A 19661-nucleotide genomic window follows, 5' to 3' on the forward strand; every position below is an offset into this window, starting at 1 on the left:
CGCGCCGTCCGGGCAGGCCGGCCGGACGAGCCGTCAGCGGGCCGTCCCGGGCTGCCCGGGCTGCCCGGGCTGCCCGGGCTGCCCGGGCTCGGGCTGCCCGGAGTCGCCGGGGTCAACAGTTCCACCGGAGTGCCCGGCACCACCGAACTCCCCAGCTCCACCGAACTCCCCAGCTCCACCGGAGTGCCCGGCGCCACCGGAGCGCCCGGTGTTCCCGGAAGCCCCGCCGGCCAGCGGCCGGGCCGGTTCGGCGATCCGGGCGCGCCAGGCCGGGTCGTCCTCCTGGTAGACGTCGGGGATCCCGTCCCCGTCCAGGTCCCGGTCCTCCTCCTCGCACAGCGCGCGGTAGTGCCGGTTGCGCAGCTTCAGCAGCACCGTGGCGACCGTCGCGCAGATCAGCGAGCCGACCAGGACGGCGGTCTTGGCGCGGTCGGCGAGCGCCAGGTCGTCCGGGAAGGCCAGCTCGCTGATGAGCAGCGAGACGGTGAAGCCGATGCCCGCGAGCACCGACACGGCGACCATGTCGGCCCACTTGAGCTGCGGGTTCAGCTCCGCCCGGGTGAACCGGGCGGTCAACCAGGTGCCGCCGAATATGCCCACCGACTTGCCTACCAGCAGGCCGATCACGATGCCGAGGGGGGCGGCCTGGGTGAACACCTCGCGCAGCGCCGGGCCGGAGACGACCACCCCGGCCGAGAACAGCGCGAATACCGGGACGGCCAGACCGGCCGAGAGCGGGCGGACCAGGTGCTCGATGTGCTCGCCGGGGGAGTGCTGCTCGTCGCCCTCCCGGTGGCAGCGGAGCATCAGGCCCATCGCGACGCCCGCGACCGTGGCATGGATGCCGCTCTCGTGCATCAGCGCCCAGGTGACCACGGCCAGCGGCACGAACAGGTACCAGCCGTGGACCCCGCGCCGGTGCAGGAACCAGAACAGCACCAGCCCGGCGAAGGCCAGCCCGAGCGCCCAGAACTTGATGCCGGAGCTGTAGAAGATCGCGATGATGAGGATCGCGATCAGGTCGTCGACGACGGCCAGGGTCAGCAGGAAGGCGCGCAGCGCCGAGGGCAGATGGCTGCCGACCACGGCCAGCACGCCGAGCGCGAAGGCGATGTCGGTGGCGGTCGGGATCGCCCAGCCGCCGGGGTGCCCGCCGCTGCCGGAGTTCACCAGGGCGAACAGGATCGCGGGCAGCGCGACCCCGCAGACGGCGGCGACGACGGGCAGCGCCGCGGCGCTCGGTGTGCGCAGCTCACCCGCGACGAGCTCGCGCTTGAGCTCGATCCCGGCGACGAAGAAGAAGATCGTCAGCAGCCCGTCCTTGGCCCAGCTGGCCAGGGAGAGGTCGAGGTGCAGCGGGGTGGAGGGGCCGACGGTGTAGTCGAGCATGCTCTCGTACGCGTGCGGCCAGACGTTGGCCCAGATCAGCGCGACCACGGCGGCGACCAGCAGCAGGATGCCGCCGACCGTCTCGGTCCGCAGGGCGTCGGTGACGAAGGTGCGCTCGGGCAGTGACAGCCGGCCGAGGAACTGCCGGCGGCGGGTCGTCGGCTCGTGGACGGGCGGCTGGTCGGTCACGGGGGACCTCCTCAGGGGCTGGGAGCGGCAACGGATGCACGGGTGGTGCAGTTGCCGACCAGACTTCCCGGCGCGCCCAGTGACGCCCGGATTCCTGCCAGAGGCCCTTGATGCGTCCTTAGCAGTCTAACGGGACGTTCAAGTGGCATCCGGATTGTCCTGTTAAAGGACTTAAGCCCTGTGGGCCGGTCCTGCACCCTGGAGGAGCAGCAGTCCGGCACCCGAACGGCCTCAGCCGCACCTGATTGGGTGAGCTTGTTCCCCTCCCCGGCCGCAGTCGCTGCCCGGCCGTGACCTCCTGAACGCCCCCCGACCTCGTCTGCGGACTCTCGGCTGCAGACGGCTGCGCCCCGGACGATGACCACCGTCCGGGGCGCAGCCGTCTGTTCGGTTCGGCTCAGCCGTTGCCGTTGCCCGTCTGCGGCAGCTGGGCCTGGATCAGGCTCATCACCGAGCTGTCGGCCAGGGTGGTGGTGTCGCCGACCTCGCGGCCCTCGGCGATGTCGCGCAGCAGGCGGCGCATGATCTTGCCGGAGCGGGTCTTCGGCAGTTCGCCGACCACCTTGATCTGCTTCGGCTTGGCGATCGGGCCGAGCGTGCGGCCGACGTGCGCCCGCAGCTCCTCGACCAGCTCGGGGCTCTCGGTGGCGCCGCCGCGCAGGATCACGAAGGCGACGATGGCCTGACCGGTGGTGGCGTCGGTGGCGCCGACCACCGCGGACTCGGCCACGGACGGGTGGCCGACCAGGGCCGACTCGACCTCGGTGGTGGAGATGTTGTGGCCCGAGACGAGCATGACGTCGTCCACCCGGCCGAGCAGCCAGATGTCGCCGTCCTCGTCCTTCTTGGCGCCGTCACCGGCGAAGTAGCGGCCCGGGAAGCGCGACCAGTAGGTGTCGATGTAGCGCTGGTCGTCGCCCCAGATGGTGCGAAGCATGGACGGCCACGGCTCGGTGAGCACCAGGTAGCCGCCGGAGCCGTTCGCGACCTCGTTGGCCTCGTCGTCCACCACGGTGGCCGCGATGCCCGGCAGGGCGCGCTGGGCCGAGCCCGGCTTGGTCTCGGTGACGCCCGGCAGCGGGCTGATCATGATGGCGCCGGTCTCGGTCTGCCACCAGGTGTCCACGATCGGGGTCTTGCCGGCGCCGATGTGCTCGCGGTACCAGATCCAGGCCTCGGGGTTGATCGGCTCGCCGACGCTGCCCAGCACCCGCAGCGAGGACAGGTCGAACTTCGCCGGGATGTCGTCGCCCCACTTCATGAAGGTGCGGATCGCGGTCGGCGCGGTGTAGAGGATGGTCACGCCGTACTTCTGGACGATCTCCCAGAAGCGGCCCTGGTGCGGGGTGTCCGGGGTGCCCTCATAGATGACCTGGGTGGCGCCGTTGGAGAGCGGCCCGTAGACGATGTACGAGTGGCCGGTGACCCAGCCGATGTCGGCGGTGCACCAGTAGACGTCGGTCTCCGGCTTGAGGTCGAAGACCGCGTGGTGGGTGTAGCTGGCCTGGGTGAGGTAGCCGCCCGAGGTGTGCAGGATGCCCTTGGGCTTCCCGGTGGTGCCCGAGGTGTAGAGGATGAAGAGCGGGTGCTCGGCGTCGTGCGCCTCGGGCGCGTGCTCGGTGGACTGGCGCGCGGTGATCTCGTGCCACCAGACGTCGCGGCCCTCGGTCCACGGGATGTCCTGCCCGGTACGGCGGATCACCAGGACGTGGTCGACGCCGTCGGCCTTGGTGAGCGCCTCGTCGATGGCCGGCTTGAGCGCGGAGGGCTTGCCGCGGCGGTAGCCGCCGTCGGCGGTGATGACGAGCTTGGCCTGGGCGTCCTGGATGCGGGAGGCGACGGCGTCGGCGGAGAAGCCGCCGAAGACCACCGAGTGGGTGGCGCCGATCCGGGCGCAGGCGAGGATCGCGACGACCGCCTCGGCGATCATCGGCAGGTAGACCGCCACCCGGTCGCCCTTGCGGACGCCGAGCTCCAGCAGCGCGTTGGCCGCCTGCGAGACCTCGTCCTTGAGCTGGGCGTAGGTGATCGAGCGGCTGTCGCCGGGCTCGCCCTCGAAGTGGATGGCGACCCGCTCGCCCAGGCCCGCCTCGACGTGGCGGTCGACGCAGTTGTACGCCACGTTGAGCTTGCCGTCGGCGAACCACTTGGCGAACGGCGGGTTGGACCAGTCGAGCGTCTCGGTGGGCTCGACGGCCCAGCTGAGGCGGCGGGCCTGCTCGGCCCAGAAGCCCAGACGGTCCTCGGAGGCCTGCGCGTACGCGGCCGCGGTGACGTTGGCGGCTGCGGCGAGCTCGGTCGGCGGGGCGAAGCGCCGCTCCTCCTTGAGCAGGTTGGCCAGGCTCTCGTTGCTCAACGCGCACTCCTCATCGAGTCATGATCTGGGGCGATCCCGTGCGTGGGGATTGTCCCGTGTGTCCCAGCGCACAGCTCACCAGGCGAATGGGGCAGTTGACAAGAGGCTCCTGCGAATTGGTGTAGACCTTTGACCGACGATCGGACGATTGCCGGCACTCTCCGCCGGGCGGCAGCGGAAAACGGTACGAGGGCTGGTGGGCCCGTGCCCCGGCCCGCCCGGCGGGGACACGGGCCCGGCTCTCAGGCGGCCAGCTGGGGGCCCTCCCCGCCGCCGACGGCCGGAACGAGGCCGTCCTCATTCACCCGTTCGGCCGGTGGGGGGCCCGTCCGGGCTCCGACGCCGGTCCGATCGCGGGGCTCCGGCCGCACGTCCGGATGGGCCTCCGGGCGGGCCTCCACCGGGCTGAACGTCCCACTGGTGCGGTCCAGGACGTAGGCCTGGGCGGTCGCGAAGTCGAAGTACATCCCGACCAGCCGCAGGCTGCCCTCCTCGACCCGGCGCTCCACCGCCGGATTCGCCATCAGCTGGTCCAGCTGCTGGACGACGTTGGTGATGCAGAGCTGCTCCACCGGATCCACCGCCGACCGGGCGGCGAACTCGGCGGGTGCCCGCCGGAGCCGGTCCAGCGAGCCGCGGCCGTTACGCAGCCAGCGGGCCAGCGGGGTGGGCGGACCAGGGCGCTCGTGCACGCCGTCCAGCAGGGCCTTCATCGCGCCGCAGCCGGAGTGGCCGCAGACCGTGATCGAGCGCACCTCCAGCACCTCGACCGCGTACTGCACCGCGGCGGCCACCGAGTCGTCGGCCGCGCCGGGCTCGAAGGGGACCGGCACCAGGTTGCCCACGTTGCGGACGGTGAAGAGGTCGCCCGGGCCACTGCTGGTGATCATGCTGGTGACCATCCGCGAGTCCGCGCAGGCCAGGAAGAGCTGCGAGGGCGTCTGCCCCTCCCGCGCCAGCCGGGCGAGTGCGGGCCTGATCAGCGGCGCGGTGTGCAGCTGGAACCCCCGGACGCCGTCCAGCAGCCGGTCGTGCGGGTCCTCCTGCTGCTCGATGCAGTGGTGGCCGACCCAGGGTGTCCAGGCCCGGCAGCGGTGCGGGCCCGGCGAACTGCCCGCGCGTACCGTGCCGTCGGGGTCGAGCACCTCGTCGTCCCGGCGCCTGGTCACCATCGAGACCCGGCCGCCCGCGTCCTGGTGGCCGCCGCGCCAGGTGTGCAGCGTCTCGTACGCGGCGTGGTCCAGGAAGGATCCGTCGTGGACCACGGTGACCTCGGCCCCGGCCGGGATGTCGGCCAGCGCCCGGCTGAGCCGGGGCACGGCGGTGAACGTGAGCGGGCCGTGGGTCCGGACGGTGACCGAGCCGTCGGACCCGGGCTCGACGTCCACGTGTGCGCGGGTCAGCCGGTAGAGGGCGAGCAGCACGGCGGTGCCGGCGCCGAGGGCGACGCCCCACAGCACCCCGGCGGCCACCACGGCGACCACGGTGGTCAGGTAGACGGGGAACTCGCGGTGCCGGTGCACATTGCGGATGTGTGCGGAGCTCACCATCTGCAGCCCGACCACCAGCACCAGCGCGGCGAGCGCGGCCAGCGGGATCCGGCTCAGTCCGCCGGTCAGCACCAGCGCGGCGGCCAGCACCCAGACGCCGTGCAGCACCGAAGACCACCTGGTCCGCGCACCGGCCTGGACGTTGGCGGTGCTGCGCACGGCGCCGCCGGCGATCGGCAGCCCGCCGACCAGACCGCTCACCAGGTTGGCGAGGCCCTGGCCGCGCAGCTCGCGGTCGAGGTCGCCGGTGCGGCGGGCCATCCGGTCGATCGCGACGGCGGACAGCAGCGACTCCACGCTGGCGACGGCGGTGACGGTGAGGACAGCGGCGATCAGGCCGAGCGCCGGGCCGTGCGGCAGAGCGGGCACGAACGCGTGCGGCTGCCAGGCGGGCAGCTCGATGTGGGCGAGCCGCAGGTCGAGGGCGAGGGCCAGGGCGGTGGACAGGGCGATGGCGACCAGCGGGCCCGGCACCTTGGCCACGCGGGAGCCCAACCCGCCTGCACGGCCTGGGAGTCGGCCGAGCCTGGGCCAGCCCAGCAGGACGGCCACGGTCACCGCGCCGACCAGCATCGCGTGCGGGTGCGGACCGGCCAACTGCCCTGGCAGCGCGAGGAGGTTGGCGATCGCGGAACTCTGCGGCGAGCCGCCGAGCACGACGTGCAGCTGCGCGATGGCGATGGTGAGCCCGACCCCGGCCAGCATGCCGTGCACGATCGCGGGTGAGACGGCGAGCGCCGTCCGGGCCACCCGGCGTGCGCCGAGGAGGAGTTGGAGCAGGCCCGCGGCGAGGGTGATGGCGCAGGTGGCCTGCCAGCCGTACTGCATGATCAGTCCGGCGGTGATCACGGTCAGCGCTGCCGAGGGACCGCTGACCATGAGCGTGGTGCCGCCGAACAGCCCGACCACGATGCCGCCCACGGCCGCGGCGGCGAGGCCGGCGGTGAGCGGGGCGCCGGTGGCGAGCGCGATGCCGAGGGAGAACGGCACGGCGATCAGGAAGACCACGAGCGAGGCGGAGAGGTCCTGCGCCCAGCGGATCCGGGCGCCGGGGCCCGGTGGTGCGTGGTCGGTGGTGTCGGAGGCGATGGGGGCGCTGGAGATGTCGAGGGTCATTTTCTTCCCGTCTGTCCGGGGGAACGAACGCAGTCAGGTCCGGCGGTGAGTCCGGGGTGGGGCTCCGGGCGGATCGGCTGTCGTGGGTCGCGACGGTGTGGCGGGATGGCGTGGCGCGGCGGGGAGTGCGGGTGTCACCGGCCGGCGTGGACCATCGGGCCCGCCAGGGGCCTGTGCGAGCTGCGGGATGTCTCGCCGAGGACCGTCGGGACGGACCATCAAGACTCGGTAAACCGAGGGTAATGAAAGCTTTGCACAGCGTGGCTGGGGCAGGGAAGTGGAAAACCCCCTGATTCACCCCAACGGGTGGTGGTCGAACCGCCGGGAATCTGCTGGTGGCGGGCGGTGGGGCGCGGCCGGCCGGCCGGCCGGCCAGGCAGGCGGCCAGGCAGGCGGAGCGGCCGACGGGCCCGGGCACGCCGAACGGGCCGCGGCCTCCCCGGGGTGGCGGGAGGCGGCGGCCCGTTCGGGCGCGACGGCGGACGTCAGGCGTGGGCGCCCGCCGGGGCCGGCCGCTCGCCGCTCTCCGCGAACTCACCCGGCACGAAGCCCTCGTCCACCTGGGTCGCGAGGTCGATGCCGACCTTGGCATTGGCCCAACCCTCCGCGTTGCGGCGGTGGAAGAGCACGGCCTGCGCGGTGTAGCGGTGCGCGTCCCGCCGCCCGTACGCCGCCTCGGCCTCGGCTCGGAGCTCCTCCAGCACGGCCCGGTTGGCCGGCTCCAGGGACTTCAGCGGCGGCTCCGCGCCCTGCTCCAGGCGGCGCACCCAGTCCGACTGCCCGAAGGTGGTGAGCAGGTCGTCGCCGACCTCGCGGCGCAGGAACGCCAGGTCGTCCGGGCTGTGCACCTTGTTGCCGACCACCCGCAGCTGCACGCCGAAGTCGCGGGCGTAGTCCCGGTACTGGCGGTAGACGGAGACGCCCTTGCGGGTCGGCTCGGCCACCAGGAAGGTCAGGTCGAAGCGGGTGAACAGGCCGGAGGCGAACGAGTCCGAGCCCGCCGTCATGTCGGTGACCAGGTACTCGTCGGGGCCGTCCAGCAGGTGGTTGAGCAGCAGCTCCACCGCGCCGACCTTGGAGTGGTAGCAGGCCACCCCCAGGTCCTCCTCGGTGAAGGCGCCGGTCGCCAGCAGCCGGACCGAGCCCTCGTCCAGCGCGATCGGGCGGGCGCAGGCGGCGTAGACCGGGTTCTCCTCGACGATCCGGAGCAGCCGCGAACCCCGGCCGGGCGGCGTGGTCTTGATCATCTCCTCGGCCGAGCGGATCAGCGGGTTGCTGCCGCGGAGGTACTCCTTGATCTCCGGCAGATGCGCGCCGAGTGAGGGCAGTTCGGCGGCCTGGGCGTCCGTCAGGCCCAAGGCCGGGCCCAGGTGTTGGTTGATGTCCGCGTCCACGGCGATGACCGGCCGTCCGGCGGCGGCCAGGTGGCGGATGAACAGTGCGGACAGCGTGGTCTTCCCGCTGCCGCCCTTGCCGACGAAGGCGATCTTCATCTGGGGACTCCGGCTCTCGCTCAGGGCCCTCGCTCCGGGCCGCCTGCCAAGGGTCGCGTCCGGCGGGGAGGGCGGCCCTAGTTGGAAATAGTTATCGTCTCCGATAGTGGCCATGCTAGCCCTGGTTTGGGCTCCACTGGCGGAGGGAAGTGAGGATTGCCTCTAACGGGTGATGCGGGGTTGCTGTTCCGGGAGGGGCGGCCGGTTCATTACTCTCGGGTAGGTGAGCACTGGAACAGATCCCCTCGCCCCGCTGGCCCAGCTCCCCGGGGTGCCCGACGCGGTCGCCGAGGTGCGCAAGGCCGTCGACCGGCTCTACGGCCACCGGGTCATGCGTCGCCGCGCTGCCGAGGTCACCTCCGAGTCCGCGCTGCGCGGCGCCCGCGCGTCGGCGGCCCTGGGTGGGGCCGACTGGCCGCTGGAGGAGGTCCGCCGCCGTACCGACTTCGGCGCGGACGCCGAGGCCCGCGCGGTCGGCGCGGCCCTTCGGGTCTCCGCCGAGGCCGGCCAGCTGCTCAGCATCTGGCGGCACTCGCCGCTCCAGGTGCTGGCCCGGCTGCACCTGCTCGCCGTCGGCGAAGGCGAAGGCGACGGCGGCCCGGTCGCCGGGCGCCCGCGACGGGCGGGGGAGGGCGCCGAGGAGTTGTTCCCACTGGAGCTGCAGCCGGTGGAGAGCGTCGAGGTCGAGGCCGTGGACGGGCCGCTACCCGTGCTGCCGCCCGCTCCGGGCGCGGAGGAGGTCGCGGCCCGGCTCGACCAGCTCTCCCGGCTGCTCGTGGCGCGCGCGGAGGGCCAGGGCGTGGGCACGCCGGCCCTCGTCGTGGCTTCGGTGGTGCACGGCGAACTGCTCGCGCTGCGGCCGTTCGGCGCGTACAACGGGGTGATCGCGCGGGCCGCCCAGCGGATCGTGCTGATCGCCGAGGGGCTCGACCCGAAGGCGATCTGCCCGGCCGAGGTCGGCCTGGCGGAGCTCGGCACCGCTTCCTACCGCCGGGCCCTCGCGGGCTACCTGGCGGGCACCCCCGAGGGGATGGCGGCCTGGGTCGCGCACTGCGGCCGTGCGCTGCGGCTCGGCACGCGGGAGAGCACGGCGGTCTGCGAGGCGATGCAGCGCGGGATGGCCTGAGCGGCCGGACGGGGCATGCGAAAGGGCTCCGTGAAGGAGCCTGAGTAGGGGCCCGTGCACAAAGAGATGCGGCGGCACCTGATCCTGCCGGGTGCCGCCGCTGGTGCAGATACCGGGTGACCATGCATGCACCGGAATGCCGATCAGACGGGGATCCTGCCCGTTCGTCTGGTCCGGCGGCCCGACAGCGGGTCGGCTGCATGTGGGTGCCCGGATATCTGTACGTGCGGTCCGTGGGCCTGAACTGCGTTGTCGGTTTGACCTCTTCGGTCCTGACCGGGTCTCGCGGGCCGTGCTTCCTTTGTATCGCGTTTCGGGCGAAAGGGGAACCCGAAAAGAGAAGCATGTTCGGATTGACCTTTTTGTCCAGGCCGGTCTGGGCCTCTTCAGGCGCGGGGGCGCCGCCGGCGGGCCAGGTACCAGACCACCCCGGCGGTCACGAGGGCCGTCCCGACCGCCACCGCGGTCAGCACCGAGCCGCTCGGGGCGGAGAACTCGGGCAGCCGCCGCCGCAGTTCCACCGGCTTGTCGAAGACCAGCACCGGCCACTCCCTGGCCTGCGCCTCCTTGCGCAGCGCGCGGTCGGGATTGACGGCCGACGGGTGCCCGACCGCCTCCAGCAGGGGCAGGTCGGTGGAGGAGTCACTGTAGGCGTAGGACGAGGCCAGGTCGTAGCCCTCGGCCTGGGCCAACTCCCGGATGGCCGTGGCCTTGTTCTCGGCGTAGGCGTAGTACTCGATCTCGCCGGTGTAGCAGCCGTCCTCGACCTTGAGCCGGGTGGCGATCACGTGGTCCGCGCCGAGCAGTGCGCCGATCGGTTCGACCACCTCGGAGCCGGAGCTGCTGACGATCACCACGTCCCGGCCGGCCGCGTGGTGCTGCTCGATCAGCGAGGCGGCCTCGTCGTAGATGATCGGGTCGATCAGGTTGTGCAGGGTCTCGGCGACGATCTCGCGGACCTGCTGGACGTTCCACCCGCGGGTGAGTGCGGAGAGGTACTCGCGCATCTTCTCCATCTGGTCGTGGTCCGCACCGCCGACCAGGAAGACGAACTGGGCGTACGCACTGCGCAGTACGGCCCGACGGTTGATCAGGCCGCCCTGGTAGAAGGGGCGGCTGAAGGCAAGGGCGCTCGACTTCGCGATGATGGTCTTGTCGAGGTCGAAGAAGGCCGCCGTGCGCAGCCCGCCCGACCGGGGGCGGCCGGGTGTGTGGAGCTCTTCGGGCCCGGTGGGGTCGCCCTGGGACTCGTCGGCGTGGTCGTCGGCGTTCTCGGTGGTGTCCACGGGAACCGAGGATAGAGGGAGCCGGAAAACACCCCGCCATTCGGTGTACTCGCGGGCGTCCGGGTTTGTGTTTCTGGCCGCTCGGGTACACCATGGAAGTCACGGATCGTTCGCGACCGTGCTAACCCGGTCCGGCTCCTCCCCCCCGAGTCGGGCTGTGGATAGACGACCCCCGCTCTCCCCCCCGGCGGGGGTCGTCGCACGTCCAGGGCCATTTTCAGGGCTTGAAGCCCCTTCGCGACGCATGGCGCGCGAGTCCTGCCGACGGTGTACGGGGGGTGTCGACAGCCCGGGCCGCCCACCACCTTTCGTCACTGTGCGTCGCCGTTTGCTCATGGTGACCGGCTGGCGCACGGCTGGTTCCGATCGGCGCCGCGGGGCCGTTTCGCGGGGCGCTTGGAAGACGGTAGGGGTACCTGCGGAAGATCGGCCGGACGTGGCGCGGCGGCCCCCGGTTCATCTCGGTGACCTCCATTCGTCAATTCTTTGCCGATTAGCCCCCCGCCCGGGTGAACGTTTTTATCCACAACCCCGAGTTATCCACAGGCAATCGGAACGTGGATGACGGAATCCGGATCTTCCCCCACCGTGATGGTCGGCGGCGGTCGCCCGGCAGGGCCTCATTCCTTCCTCTTCCAGAGGTCTGCCGGGCGGCCGTCCGCCGGAACCGTCCGACGTGCGCCCCGACCGCCCCTGGTGGCCGGCGGCGCGGAGGGGAGACCACCATGTCGACGCCGATCGCCGACCACGTCACCGCCGAGGGCCCCGGGGCCGCCGGGCCGCTCGTCGTCACCGAGGACGACGGCCTGGCCGAGCACCTGCTGCGGCTCTGCGCGGCGGCGGGCACCGAGCCGCTGCTGGTCCGAGGGGCTCCGCCGACGCGGGAGCTCTGGGAAGCGGCCTCGCTGGTCCTGGTCGGGGACGACCAGGCCGCACGCTGCTCCGGACTGGGCCGGCGCACCGGGGTGCTGCTGCTCGGGCTGGACCTCGACGACCCCGGAGTGTGGGTGAGGGCCGTCCAACTCGGCGCCGAGCACGTGCTGTTCCTGCCCGACGCGGAGGCCTGGCTGCTCGACCGGATCGCCGACGCGGCCGAGGGCGGCGGACCCCCGGCGGTCACCGTCGCGGTGCTCGGCGGCCGGGGCGGGGCCGGGGCCTCGACGCTGGCCTGCGCGCTGGCGGTCACGGCCGCGCGGGCGGGCCGGCGGACCATGCTCATCGACGGCGATCCGCTGGGCGGCGGACTCGACATCCTGCTCGGTGGCGAGATGGCCCGCGGGCTGCGCTGGCCGGACCTGGCCGGTTCCCGCGGAAGGGTCAGCGGGGCCGAGCTGGCCCGGGCGCTGCCGGCGCTCAAACGGCTCTCCGCGCTGTCCTGCCTCTCCTGGGACCGCGGCGACACCCTGACGGTGCCGCCGGAGGCCATGCGGAGCGTGCTGGCCGCCTCCCGGCGCCGCGGCGGGCTGGTGGTGATCGACGTGCCCCGTCACCTCGACGCGGCCGCCGGGCAGGCACTGGAGCAGTCCGACCTGGCGCTGCTGGTGGTACCGGCCGAGCTGCGCGCGGTGGCCGCCGCCGACCGGGTCGCAGCGGCGGCCCGGATGCGGCTCGGGGACGTCCGGGCCGTGGTGCGGCCGGTGCGGGCCGGCGGGCTCCCGGCCCACCGGATCGCCCGCGGGCTGCGATTGCCGCTGGTGGGGGAGCTGGAGCCGGAGCCGGGCCTGGCCCAGGACGTCGAGCGGGGCGTCCCGCCGGGGATCCGGGAGGACGGCCCGCTCGCGCGCTTCAGCGCGACCTTCCTGAACGAGGTGCTGCCGCCGGTGCCGGCGGTCGGAGGAGGTGTGTACTGATGGTCCGTCTGCGCAGAACGGGCCTTCGGGCCGGCGCGCCCGGTCCGGGCGCCGGTGCGCGGGAGCACCGGCTGCTCAGGAGCGTGCCGCCGCCCGGCGGGCCGCCGGAGGCCGAGCACGGGCCCTGCCCGTACGGCCGCACGGCCCGCGAGCAGCGGACGGCGGCCCTGGTGGACGCGGTCCGGCTGCGGCTGGCCGAGTCGGGGGCGGCTCCGACGGCGGGATCGGTCGCCGCCGCGGTGCGGGCCACCCGCCCGCCGCTCGGCGGGGACGAGGTCCTGGACACCGTGCGCTCGGTGCGCGCCGAACTGGTGGGTGCGGGCCCGCTGGACCGGCTGCTGGCGGCGCCGGACGTCACGGACGTCCTGGTGAACGGTCCGGAGGAGGTGTGGGTCGACCGTGGCGGCGGCCTGCACCGGGCCACCGGTATCCGGTTCGCCGACGCCGAGGCCGTCCGGCGGCTGGCCCACCGGCTGGCCACCGCGGCCGGGCGGCGGTTGGACGACGCCCGCCCCTGGGTGGACGCCCGGCTGCCGGACGGCACCCGGCTGCACGCCGTGCTGCCGCCGATCGCGGCCGGCTGCACGCACATCTCGCTGCGGGTCTGGCGGCCCCGGCCGTTCACGCTCGACGAGTTGGTGGCGGGCGGGGCGCTGCCGCCGGAAGGCGCCGACCTGCTGGCCGGCATCGTGCGGGCGCGGCTGTCGCTGCTCGTCTCGGGCGGGACGGGCTCGGGCAAGACCACGCTGCTCGCGGCGCTGCTCGGCCTGGTCGGGCCGGACGAGCGGATCGTGGTCGCCGAGGACTCCGCCGAGCTGCGGCCGACCCATCCGCACGTGGTCCGGCTGCAGAGCCGCCCGCCCAACCAGGAGGGACTGGGCGAGTTCACCCTCCGGGACCTCGTCCGCCAGGCGCTGCGGATGCGCCCGGACCGGCTGGTGATCGGGGAGGTCCGCGGGGCCGAGGTGTCGGACCTGCTGGCCGCGCTGAACACGGGGCACGAGGGCGGCTGCGGCACCGTCCACGCGAACACGGCGGCGGACGTGCCGGTCCGGCTGGAGGCGCTGGGCTCGCTCGCCGGGCTCGACCGGCCGGCCCTGCACAGCCAACTGCGGGCCGCGCTCGACGTGGTGGTGCACCTGGTCCGGGATCCGGGCTCGGGGCGGCGCCGGGTGGCGGAGATCCACACGCTGGCCGGGGACCGCGACGGGCTGGCGGTGACCACGCCCGCGGTGGCCTTCCCCGCGGCGGGCGGTCTGGTACGCGGGGCGGGCTGGGAACGGCTGGTCGGGCTGCTGGCGGCGCGCGGGGAGGGCCCCGGGGAGGGGCGCCGTTCCGAGGCAGGGGCCGAGGCGGGGGCGGGGGCGTCATGAGCGTGGTTACGGCGGCTGCGGCGGTGATGGCAGCCGGGTTGGCGGGCCCGGCGGTACGGGCGGTGGAGCTCGCCTTCGTCCTGCTGCTCGGCGGGTGTGCGACTGGCGCCCTGGCGCTGCTCGGCGCCTGGAGCAGGAAGGACCGGTGAGGGATGGCAACGGAGGTCGAAGATATGACGCAGGATCAGGTCGCGCTCTACTGGGTGACGGCGCTGTGCCTCGCCACCGTCGCCGCGTGGCGCGCGGTGCAGGAGCAGTTGCCGGGAGGGCGGCGCTCCAGGCTGGTGCTCGCGGGCAGCGGACCTCCCGCCCGAGGGCCGGGCCCGGAGACGGCGGGGCGGGTGCGGATCCGGCTGCCGGAAGCCCTTGTTCCCGAACTGCTGCTCCTGCCGGCGGGGTTGGCCGCCGGGCAGGTCGCCGGTTCACCGGTGCCAGTGCTCGCTGCAGCCCTGGCCGTCCTGCCGCTGCGCAGGTGGCGGTTGCGGCGGCGCCTGGCGGCGGAGGCCGGGCAGCGGTCCGCCGCCGTGGTGGAGCTCTGCGCCGGGCTGGCCGGGGAATTGCGCAGTGGCGCCACACCGGAGCAGGCACTGCACCTGGTCACGGCGCGGCTGGCAGCAGACCCGGCCGGGTTGCGCAGGCTGGGCGAGGAACCGGTGGCGCGGCTCGCGGCCGGTCGCTACGGCGGGAACGTGCCCGCCGCGTTCCACCTGCTGGCCGAACTGCCGGGCGGGAGCGGGGCAGCGGCCATCGCGGCCTGCTGGCGAGTCGCCGCCGACAGCGGGACGGGTCTGGCCGCCGCGCTGGACCGGGTCGCGGAGGCGCTGCGCGGCGAGCGGGCGTTGGCCGAGGAGATCGCCGGTGAACTGGCCGGGCCGCGGGCGACGATCGCCGTCCTGACCGCGCTGCCGGGTGCCGGGCTGCTCCTCGGCGCGGCGCTCGGGGCCCACCCGCTGGACGTCCTGCTCCACACACCCGGCGGATTGGGCTGTCTCGTGGCGGGGGCGGTCCTGGAGGGCCTGGGGGTGCTCTGGACGGCGCGCATCGTCCGGTCGGCGGCCAGGGGCGCGCTGGAGGCACCCCAGGGACACGGGAGGCGCCGCAGAGCGCCCGATCGTGCGGCGCCCGTGCTTCGAACGGGCGATCCGGACTGCGGGCTGTCGCGGGTGCGGGGAAGGGCCCTCGCGGTCAGGGCGCGGGTGAGGGCGGTGGTGGAGTGATGCGGGGAGGCGCGTGGGCGGTGGCCGTGCTCCCGGCCCTGGCGGTCACCGCGGTACGGGTACCGGCGCTGGTGCGCGGCCGGGTGAGACGGCGGACAGCCTTCGCCGGGGCCCGTGGGCGAGCGGAGGAGCGGCAGCGGGCAGGGCCTGTGGCGCCGGGCGTCGAGCGGCGCCGCCGGTTGGCCCTGGCCGCCGGGGCCGGACTGGGGATGGCACTGGTGGTCGGGGGCGGCGCCGGGCTGGTCGTCGGCGTGCTGGTGGCGGTGGGTGCCCACCGGTGGGCGGGCGGGGCGCGAACGCCGGAGGCCCGTTCGGCAGCCCGCCAGGAGGAGCTGCTGACCAGGCAACTCCCGCTCAGTGCAGAACTGTTGGCGGCCTGCCTCGGTTCGGCGGCGCTGCCCTCCGAGGCCGTGGCGGCGGTCGGCCGGAGCGTCGACGCGCCGATGGGCCCCCGGCTGATGGCGATCGGGGCCGAACTGGCCCTGGGCGCACCGCCGGAGCTCTGCTGGGGCCGACTCGCCGAACAGCACCCGGCGCTGGCGCCGCTGGCCCGCTGCCTGGTGCGGACGAGCCTCGGCGGAGCCCCCGCCGCCGAGCCGCTGATCGGGCTGGCCCAGGAACAGCGGACGGCGGCCGCCCGCGCGGCACACGCCAGGGTCCGCCGGGCCGCGGTGCTCGCCACCGCGCCCTTGGGGCTCTGCTTCCTCCCGGCCTTCGTGCTGATCGGGGTGGTGCCGGTCGTCATCGGCCTCACCAGCGGCTTCGCGCAGGCGATGTGACCGGGAGTCGGAACACGTGAATCGAGAGACAGGAGAGATCGATGACTGCAGTGATCGCGATCAGGCCCGGCGCCGGGCGCCCGCTCCGACGACTGCTCGGGGCGTGGCGGCGGAAGAGCCGTTGGGCGGCCCGCCGGATGCGCGGGGTGGCCCGGCACCGCGGCCGGTCGGACGCGGGAATGACCACCGCCGAGTACGCGGTCGGAACGCTGGGCGCGTGCGCCCTCGCGGCCGGGCTGTACAAGGTGGTGACCAGCGAGGCCATCACAGGAGCGCTGACCGACATGCTCCAACGGGCGCTCCATGCGGCCTGAGGCCGTGCGCCGAGACGGTCGGGCGAGTCAGCCGAGTCAGGCGAGTCGCGTGAGTGGTGGGAGTTGTGCGCGTCAGGTGAGCCGGGTGAGGTCGTGGCGGCCGGGCCGGCGCGGTGACGGCGGCTTCGTCACCGCGGAGACGGCGGTGGTCCTGCCGGCGCTCGTGCTGCTCGCGGCGATGCTGGTCTGGGGTGTGCTCGCCGCGGCCGCACAGATCCGGTGCGTGGACGCGGCCCGGGTCGGCGCCAGGGCGGCCGCCCGCGGGGAGGCGGACGCCGTCGAACTCGCCCGCGCGGCAGCCCCGGTGGGCGCGCAGGTGCGGGTGGCGCTGGCGGCCGACACCGTGCGGGTGGACGTGGACGCGCCCTGCGCGGCGCCGGGCAGCCTCGGCGGGCTGCTGACCGTACGGGTCGGTGCGGGGGCCGTGGCGGCGCGGGAGGACGTGCTGGTGGGAGTCACGGAAGGAGGTGGTGGCCCATGGCCGTCCTGACCGGGCTGAGGGCGTGGGTCGAACGGGCGGTCCGGGCCCGCGGGGGACGGGCGGCCGCGGCGGGCGGCCGGGGGGCGGACGCGGGCTCGGCGACGGTCTGGCTGCTCGCCCTGGCGATGCTGGGCACGGCGGTGTTCGCCGCGACGATCGCGGTCGGCTCGGTGATCGCCGCCCGGCACCGGGCCGAGTCGGCGGCGGACCTCGCGGCCCTGGCGGCGGCGGACCGGCTGCTGCTGGACCCGGACGGCGGCTGCGCCCGGGCCGCCGGGATCGCCGCCGCCCAGGGCGCCGGCCTGGTGTCCTGTGTGGTCGACCGGTCGGCGGACGCCGTCGAGGTGGTGGCCGAGGTGGGGGTCGGCGGGCTCCCGGTGCGCCTGCCGGTCGGTCCGGCGCGGGCGAGGGCCCGGGCCGGACCGGTGCGGGCCCCGGTCAGCGCCGCCGAGGACGGCCTGGGCGGTGCCCCGAGCGGTGCGGCGGCGGCCTCATGAACCGTCCGGAGCTCCACCGTCCGGCACTTCACCGTCGGGCGCACCGTCCGGGCCTGCCTCGGTTGCCGTCGCCTCTGACGCCTCTGACGCCGCTGACGCCGCTGACGCCGCTGACGCCGCTGACGCGTCTGGCCCCGCTTCCTCCGCCGTGCTCCCCGGTGCCCCCGCGAGCAGGATGTCCAGGATCCGGACGGCGGCCGCCTTGTCCAGTGGATCGTTGCCGTTGCCGCACTTGGGCGACTGGACGCAGGACGGGCAGCCGCGCTCGCACTCGCAGGACGCGATCGCCGAGCGGGTGGCCGTCAGCCACTCGACCGCCCGGTGGAAGCCGCGTTCGGCGAAGCCGGCCCCGCCCGGGTGACCGTCGTAGACGAACACGGTCGGCAGCCCGGTGTCCGGGTGCAACGGGACGGAGACGCCGCCGATGTCCCACCGGTCGCAGGTGGCGAACAGCGGCAGCAGGCCGATCGAGGCGTGTTCGGCGGCGTGGGCGGCGCCGGGCAGCTGGTCGGGCGGGATGTCCGCGTCGAGCAGCTGGTCCTCGGTGACGGTCCACCAGACCGCCCGGGTGCGCAGCGTCCGGGGCGGCAGGTCGAGCTTGCTCTCGCCCATGATCTCCCCGGTGGAGATCCGTTTCCGGAGGTAGCCGACCACCTGGTTGACCACCTCCACCGAGCCGAAGCTGAGTCGGCCCTCGCCCCATTCCACGGTGGTGTCGGTGCCGAGGACGGAGATGGAGGTGATGTCGCGGGCGGCCGTGGTGTACGGCGGGTCGGCCGGTTCCACGAGGGCGACCGAGTCCTCCAGGTCGAACTCCCGGACCAGGTAGGTGCGGCCCTGGTGGAGGTGGACGGCCCCGGTGTGGACGGTGGTGTGCGAGGCGGCGGCGTCCACCGTGCCGAGCAGTCGGCCGGTGTCGGCCTCGACGATCTGCACCGGGCTGCCGCCGCTGCCGCGCAGGTCCACGGCGTCGGCCGCGCGCTCGCGGCGGGTCCAGTACCAGGAGCCGTCGCTGCGCCGGCGGAGCAGGCCGCGCCGTTCCAGGACCGGCAGCAGCGGCGCCGTGGAGGGCCCGAACAGCTCCAGGTCGGCCTCGGTGAGCGGGAGTTCGGCGGCGGCCGCGCACAGGTGCGGGGCGAGCACGTGCGGATTGTCCGGGTCGAGCACGGTGGCCTCGACGGGCGCCGCGAACAGGGCCTCCGGGTGGTGCACCAGGTAGGTGTCCAGCGGGTCGTCCCGGGCGATCAGGACGGCCAGCGCGCCCTGGGCCTCGCGGCCCGCCCGGCCCGCCTGCTGCCAGAGCGAGGCCCGGGTGCCGGGGTAGCCGGCCATCAGGACGGCGTCGAGGCCGGAGATGTCGACGCCGAGTTCGAGGGCGGAGGTGGAGGCGAGGCCGAGCAGCCGGCCGCTGTGCAGGGAGCGCTCCAGAGCCCGGCGTTCGTCGGCGAGGTAGCCGCCGCGGTAGGCGGCCACCCGGTCGGCGAGCGGGCGGCCGAGCTGGTCCTGGGTCTGCAGGGCGACGAGTTCGGCGGCGCGCCGGGAGCGGACGAAGACGACGGTGCGGGTCTGGCGCTCGACCAGGTCGGTGAGCAGGTGCGCCGCCTCGGCGGTGGCGGTGCGGCGGACGGGCGCGCCGTGCTCGCCGACGTTCTCGGTCAGCGGCGGCTCCCAGAGGCCGAAGACCATCGGCCCGCGCGGCGAGGCGTCCTCGGTGACGGCCACCGCGGGCAGCCCGGTGAGGCGCCGGGCGGTCGCGGCCGGGTCGGCGGTGGTGGCGGAGGCGAGCAGGAAGGTGGGCGAGGAACCGTAACGGGCGCAGATCCGGCGCAGTCGGCGCAGCACCTGGGCGACGTGCGAGCCGAACACGCCCCGGTAGCTGTGGCACTCGTCGACGACCACGTAGCGCAGTGCCTTGAGGAAGGAGGCCCAACGGGCATGGCCGGGCAGGATGCCCCGGTGCAGCATGTCCGGGTTGGTGAGCACGTACGAGGCGTACTGGCGGACCCACTCGCGCTCCTCGGGCGGGGTGTCGCCGTCGTACAGGGCGGCGCGGACCCTCGGCGGGGCGAGTTCGGCGGCCCGGCGGCGCTGGTCGGCGGCGAGCGCCTTGGTCGGCGCCAGGTAGAGCGCGGTGGCGCCGCGGCCGTTGCGGGCCTCGGTGCCGGTCAGCAGGTCGCTGAGGACCGGGGCCAGGTAGCCCAGCGACTTGCCCGAGGCGGTGCCTGTGGCGATCACCACAGTCTGACCGCTTTTCGCCAGGTTCATCGCTTCTGCCTGGTGCGCCCAGGGCTGCTCCACGCCGACGGCGAGCGCGGCGGCCACGATCTCCGGGCGGATCGACTCGGGCCACGGCGAATAACGTGCAGGTCGGGCGGGAAGGTGCTCCGTATGGGTGAGTCGATCGGACCGCCCCCGGCCGGTGGCCAGGGTCGCGAGCAGTGCCTCGGGCAAGGTGTGTCGGGGCGGCATGGGGATCCAGTGTGTCACCGGCGTGACGGAGAATCGCCGTAAGCCATCGTGCGGGCATGGTCACAGGTGGTTGAATGTGGCCGTGACGGCCGTATGGCCGTGGGTCGCAGCGCTGAGGCTTGCCACGCGTTCGCTGGGCGCGCCCGGGCTCGCGACCATGCGGTGGCGGCCGTCCG

At 74.3% G+C, this 19661-nt stretch carries 15 protein-coding genes; 9 read left to right on the forward strand and 6 right to left on the reverse strand.

Going from position 1 to position 19661, the window contains the following annotated elements:
• Positions 1-33: 33 nt before the first annotated feature.
• The 4 genes from nhaA to AC0B61_RS04400 all read right to left on the reverse strand — a co-directional run bounded on the left by nhaA (position 34) and on the right by AC0B61_RS04400 (position 8093).
• A complete protein-coding gene (gene nhaA / locus AC0B61_RS04385) occupies positions 34-1578 on the reverse strand; it encodes a Na+/H+ antiporter NhaA (RefSeq protein ID WP_471739101.1) in 1545 nt (514 codons plus the stop codon).
• Between the two features lie 397 nt (positions 1579-1975).
• Entirely contained in the window at positions 1976-3934 is a 1959-nt protein-coding gene (gene acs, locus AC0B61_RS04390) for an acetate--CoA ligase (protein WP_471739102.1), read from the reverse strand.
• A 242-nt stretch (positions 3935-4176) separates the two neighbouring features.
• Positions 4177-6600 carry a SulP family inorganic anion transporter gene (locus AC0B61_RS04395; RefSeq protein WP_471739103.1) on the reverse strand — a complete coding sequence of 808 codons (2424 nt, stop codon included), beginning with the start codon at positions 6598-6600 and terminating at the stop codon, positions 4177-4179.
• Positions 6601-7085: 485 nt separating this feature from the next.
• On the reverse strand, positions 7086-8093 hold the full coding sequence (locus AC0B61_RS04400; RefSeq protein WP_471739104.1) for an ATP-binding protein: 1008 nt from the start codon (positions 8091-8093) through the stop codon (positions 7086-7088).
• Positions 8094-8316: 223 nt separating this feature from the next.
• Here AC0B61_RS04400 and AC0B61_RS04405 point away from each other — a divergent pair, with 223 nt between their 5' ends.
• A complete protein-coding gene (locus tag AC0B61_RS04405) occupies positions 8317-9219 on the forward strand; it encodes a Fic family protein (protein WP_471739105.1) in 903 nt (300 codons plus the stop codon).
• Between the two features lie 386 nt (positions 9220-9605).
• Here AC0B61_RS04405 and AC0B61_RS04410 read toward each other — a convergent pair whose 3' ends face one another.
• Positions 9606-10403 (reverse strand): HAD family hydrolase, encoded by a 798-nt coding sequence (locus AC0B61_RS04410; protein WP_471739373.1) that lies wholly within the window; start codon positions 10401-10403, stop codon positions 9606-9608.
• 827 nt (positions 10404-11230) lie between these two features.
• Here AC0B61_RS04410 and ssd point away from each other — a divergent pair.
• From ssd to AC0B61_RS04450, 8 genes are all read left to right on the forward strand, one after another.
• Positions 11231-12355, forward strand: coding sequence for a septum site-determining protein Ssd (gene ssd, locus AC0B61_RS04415; RefSeq protein WP_471739106.1), 1125 nt, complete (start codon positions 11231-11233; stop codon positions 12353-12355).
• Positions 12355-13728, forward strand: a complete 1374-nt coding sequence (locus tag AC0B61_RS04420) for a TadA family conjugal transfer-associated ATPase (protein ID WP_471739107.1) — start codon at positions 12355-12357, stop codon at positions 13726-13728. The genes ssd and AC0B61_RS04420 overlap by 1 nt, the downstream gene beginning before the upstream one ends.
• Positions 13725-13877: a hypothetical protein gene (locus AC0B61_RS04425; protein WP_471739108.1), complete on the forward strand. Its 153-nt coding sequence runs from the start codon at positions 13725-13727 to the stop codon at positions 13875-13877. The genes AC0B61_RS04420 and AC0B61_RS04425 overlap by 4 nt, the downstream gene beginning before the upstream one ends.
• 24 nt (positions 13878-13901) lie before the next feature.
• Positions 13902-14945: a type II secretion system F family protein gene (locus tag AC0B61_RS04430; protein WP_471739109.1), complete on the forward strand. Its 1044-nt coding sequence runs from the start codon at positions 13902-13904 to the stop codon at positions 14943-14945.
• 20 nt (positions 14946-14965) lie between these two features.
• Positions 14966-15724 (forward strand): type II secretion system F family protein, encoded by a 759-nt coding sequence (locus AC0B61_RS04435; RefSeq protein WP_471739110.1) that lies wholly within the window; start codon positions 14966-14968, stop codon positions 15722-15724.
• Between the two features lie 41 nt (positions 15725-15765).
• Positions 15766-16038, forward strand: coding sequence for a DUF4244 domain-containing protein (locus AC0B61_RS04440; RefSeq protein ID WP_471739111.1), 273 nt, complete (start codon positions 15766-15768; stop codon positions 16036-16038).
• 85 nt (positions 16039-16123) lie between these two features.
• Positions 16124-16528, forward strand: a complete 405-nt coding sequence (locus AC0B61_RS04445) for a TadE family type IV pilus minor pilin (RefSeq protein WP_471739112.1) — start codon at positions 16124-16126, stop codon at positions 16526-16528.
• The gene (locus AC0B61_RS04450) at positions 16516-17016 is read left to right on the forward strand and encodes an Rv3654c family TadE-like protein (RefSeq protein WP_471739113.1); all 501 of its coding nucleotides are present in this window, start codon (positions 16516-16518) and stop codon (positions 17014-17016) included. The genes AC0B61_RS04445 and AC0B61_RS04450 overlap by 13 nt, the downstream gene beginning before the upstream one ends.
• On the opposite strand, the gene AC0B61_RS04455 is transcribed toward AC0B61_RS04450, so the two are convergent.
• Positions 17011-19485, reverse strand: a complete 2475-nt coding sequence (locus tag AC0B61_RS04455; RefSeq protein WP_471739114.1) for a DEAD/DEAH box helicase — start codon at positions 19483-19485, stop codon at positions 17011-17013. The two genes, AC0B61_RS04450 and AC0B61_RS04455, sit on opposite strands and share 6 nt — an antisense overlap.
• Positions 19486-19661: the final 176 nt, after the last annotated feature.

It is taken from the genome of Kitasatospora sp. NPDC023385, from assembly GCF_055664045.1.

Coding starts and splice junctions, on each gene's coding strand:
- AC0B61_RS04395 (WP_471739103.1), bottom strand. CDS start 6,600: ATGACCCTCGACATCTCCAGCGCCCCCATCGCCTCCGACACCACCGAC.
- AC0B61_RS04400 (WP_471739104.1), bottom strand. CDS start 8,093: ATGAAGATCGCCTTCGTCGGCAAGGGCGGCAGCGGGAAGACCACGCTG.
- ssd (WP_471739106.1), top strand. CDS start 11,231: ATGTCGACGCCGATCGCCGACCACGTCACCGCCGAGGGCCCCGGGGCC.
- AC0B61_RS04420 (WP_471739107.1), top strand. CDS start 12,355: ATGGTCCGTCTGCGCAGAACGGGCCTTCGGGCCGGCGCGCCCGGTCCG.
- AC0B61_RS04425 (WP_471739108.1), top strand. CDS start 13,725: ATGAGCGTGGTTACGGCGGCTGCGGCGGTGATGGCAGCCGGGTTGGCG.
- AC0B61_RS04430 (WP_471739109.1), top strand. CDS start 13,902: ATGACGCAGGATCAGGTCGCGCTCTACTGGGTGACGGCGCTGTGCCTC.
- AC0B61_RS04440 (WP_471739111.1), top strand. CDS start 15,766: ATGACTGCAGTGATCGCGATCAGGCCCGGCGCCGGGCGCCCGCTCCGA.
- AC0B61_RS04450 (WP_471739113.1), top strand. CDS start 16,516: ATGGCCGTCCTGACCGGGCTGAGGGCGTGGGTCGAACGGGCGGTCCGG.
- AC0B61_RS04455 (WP_471739114.1), bottom strand. CDS start 19,485: ATGCCGCCCCGACACACCTTGCCCGAGGCACTGCTCGCGACCCTGGCC.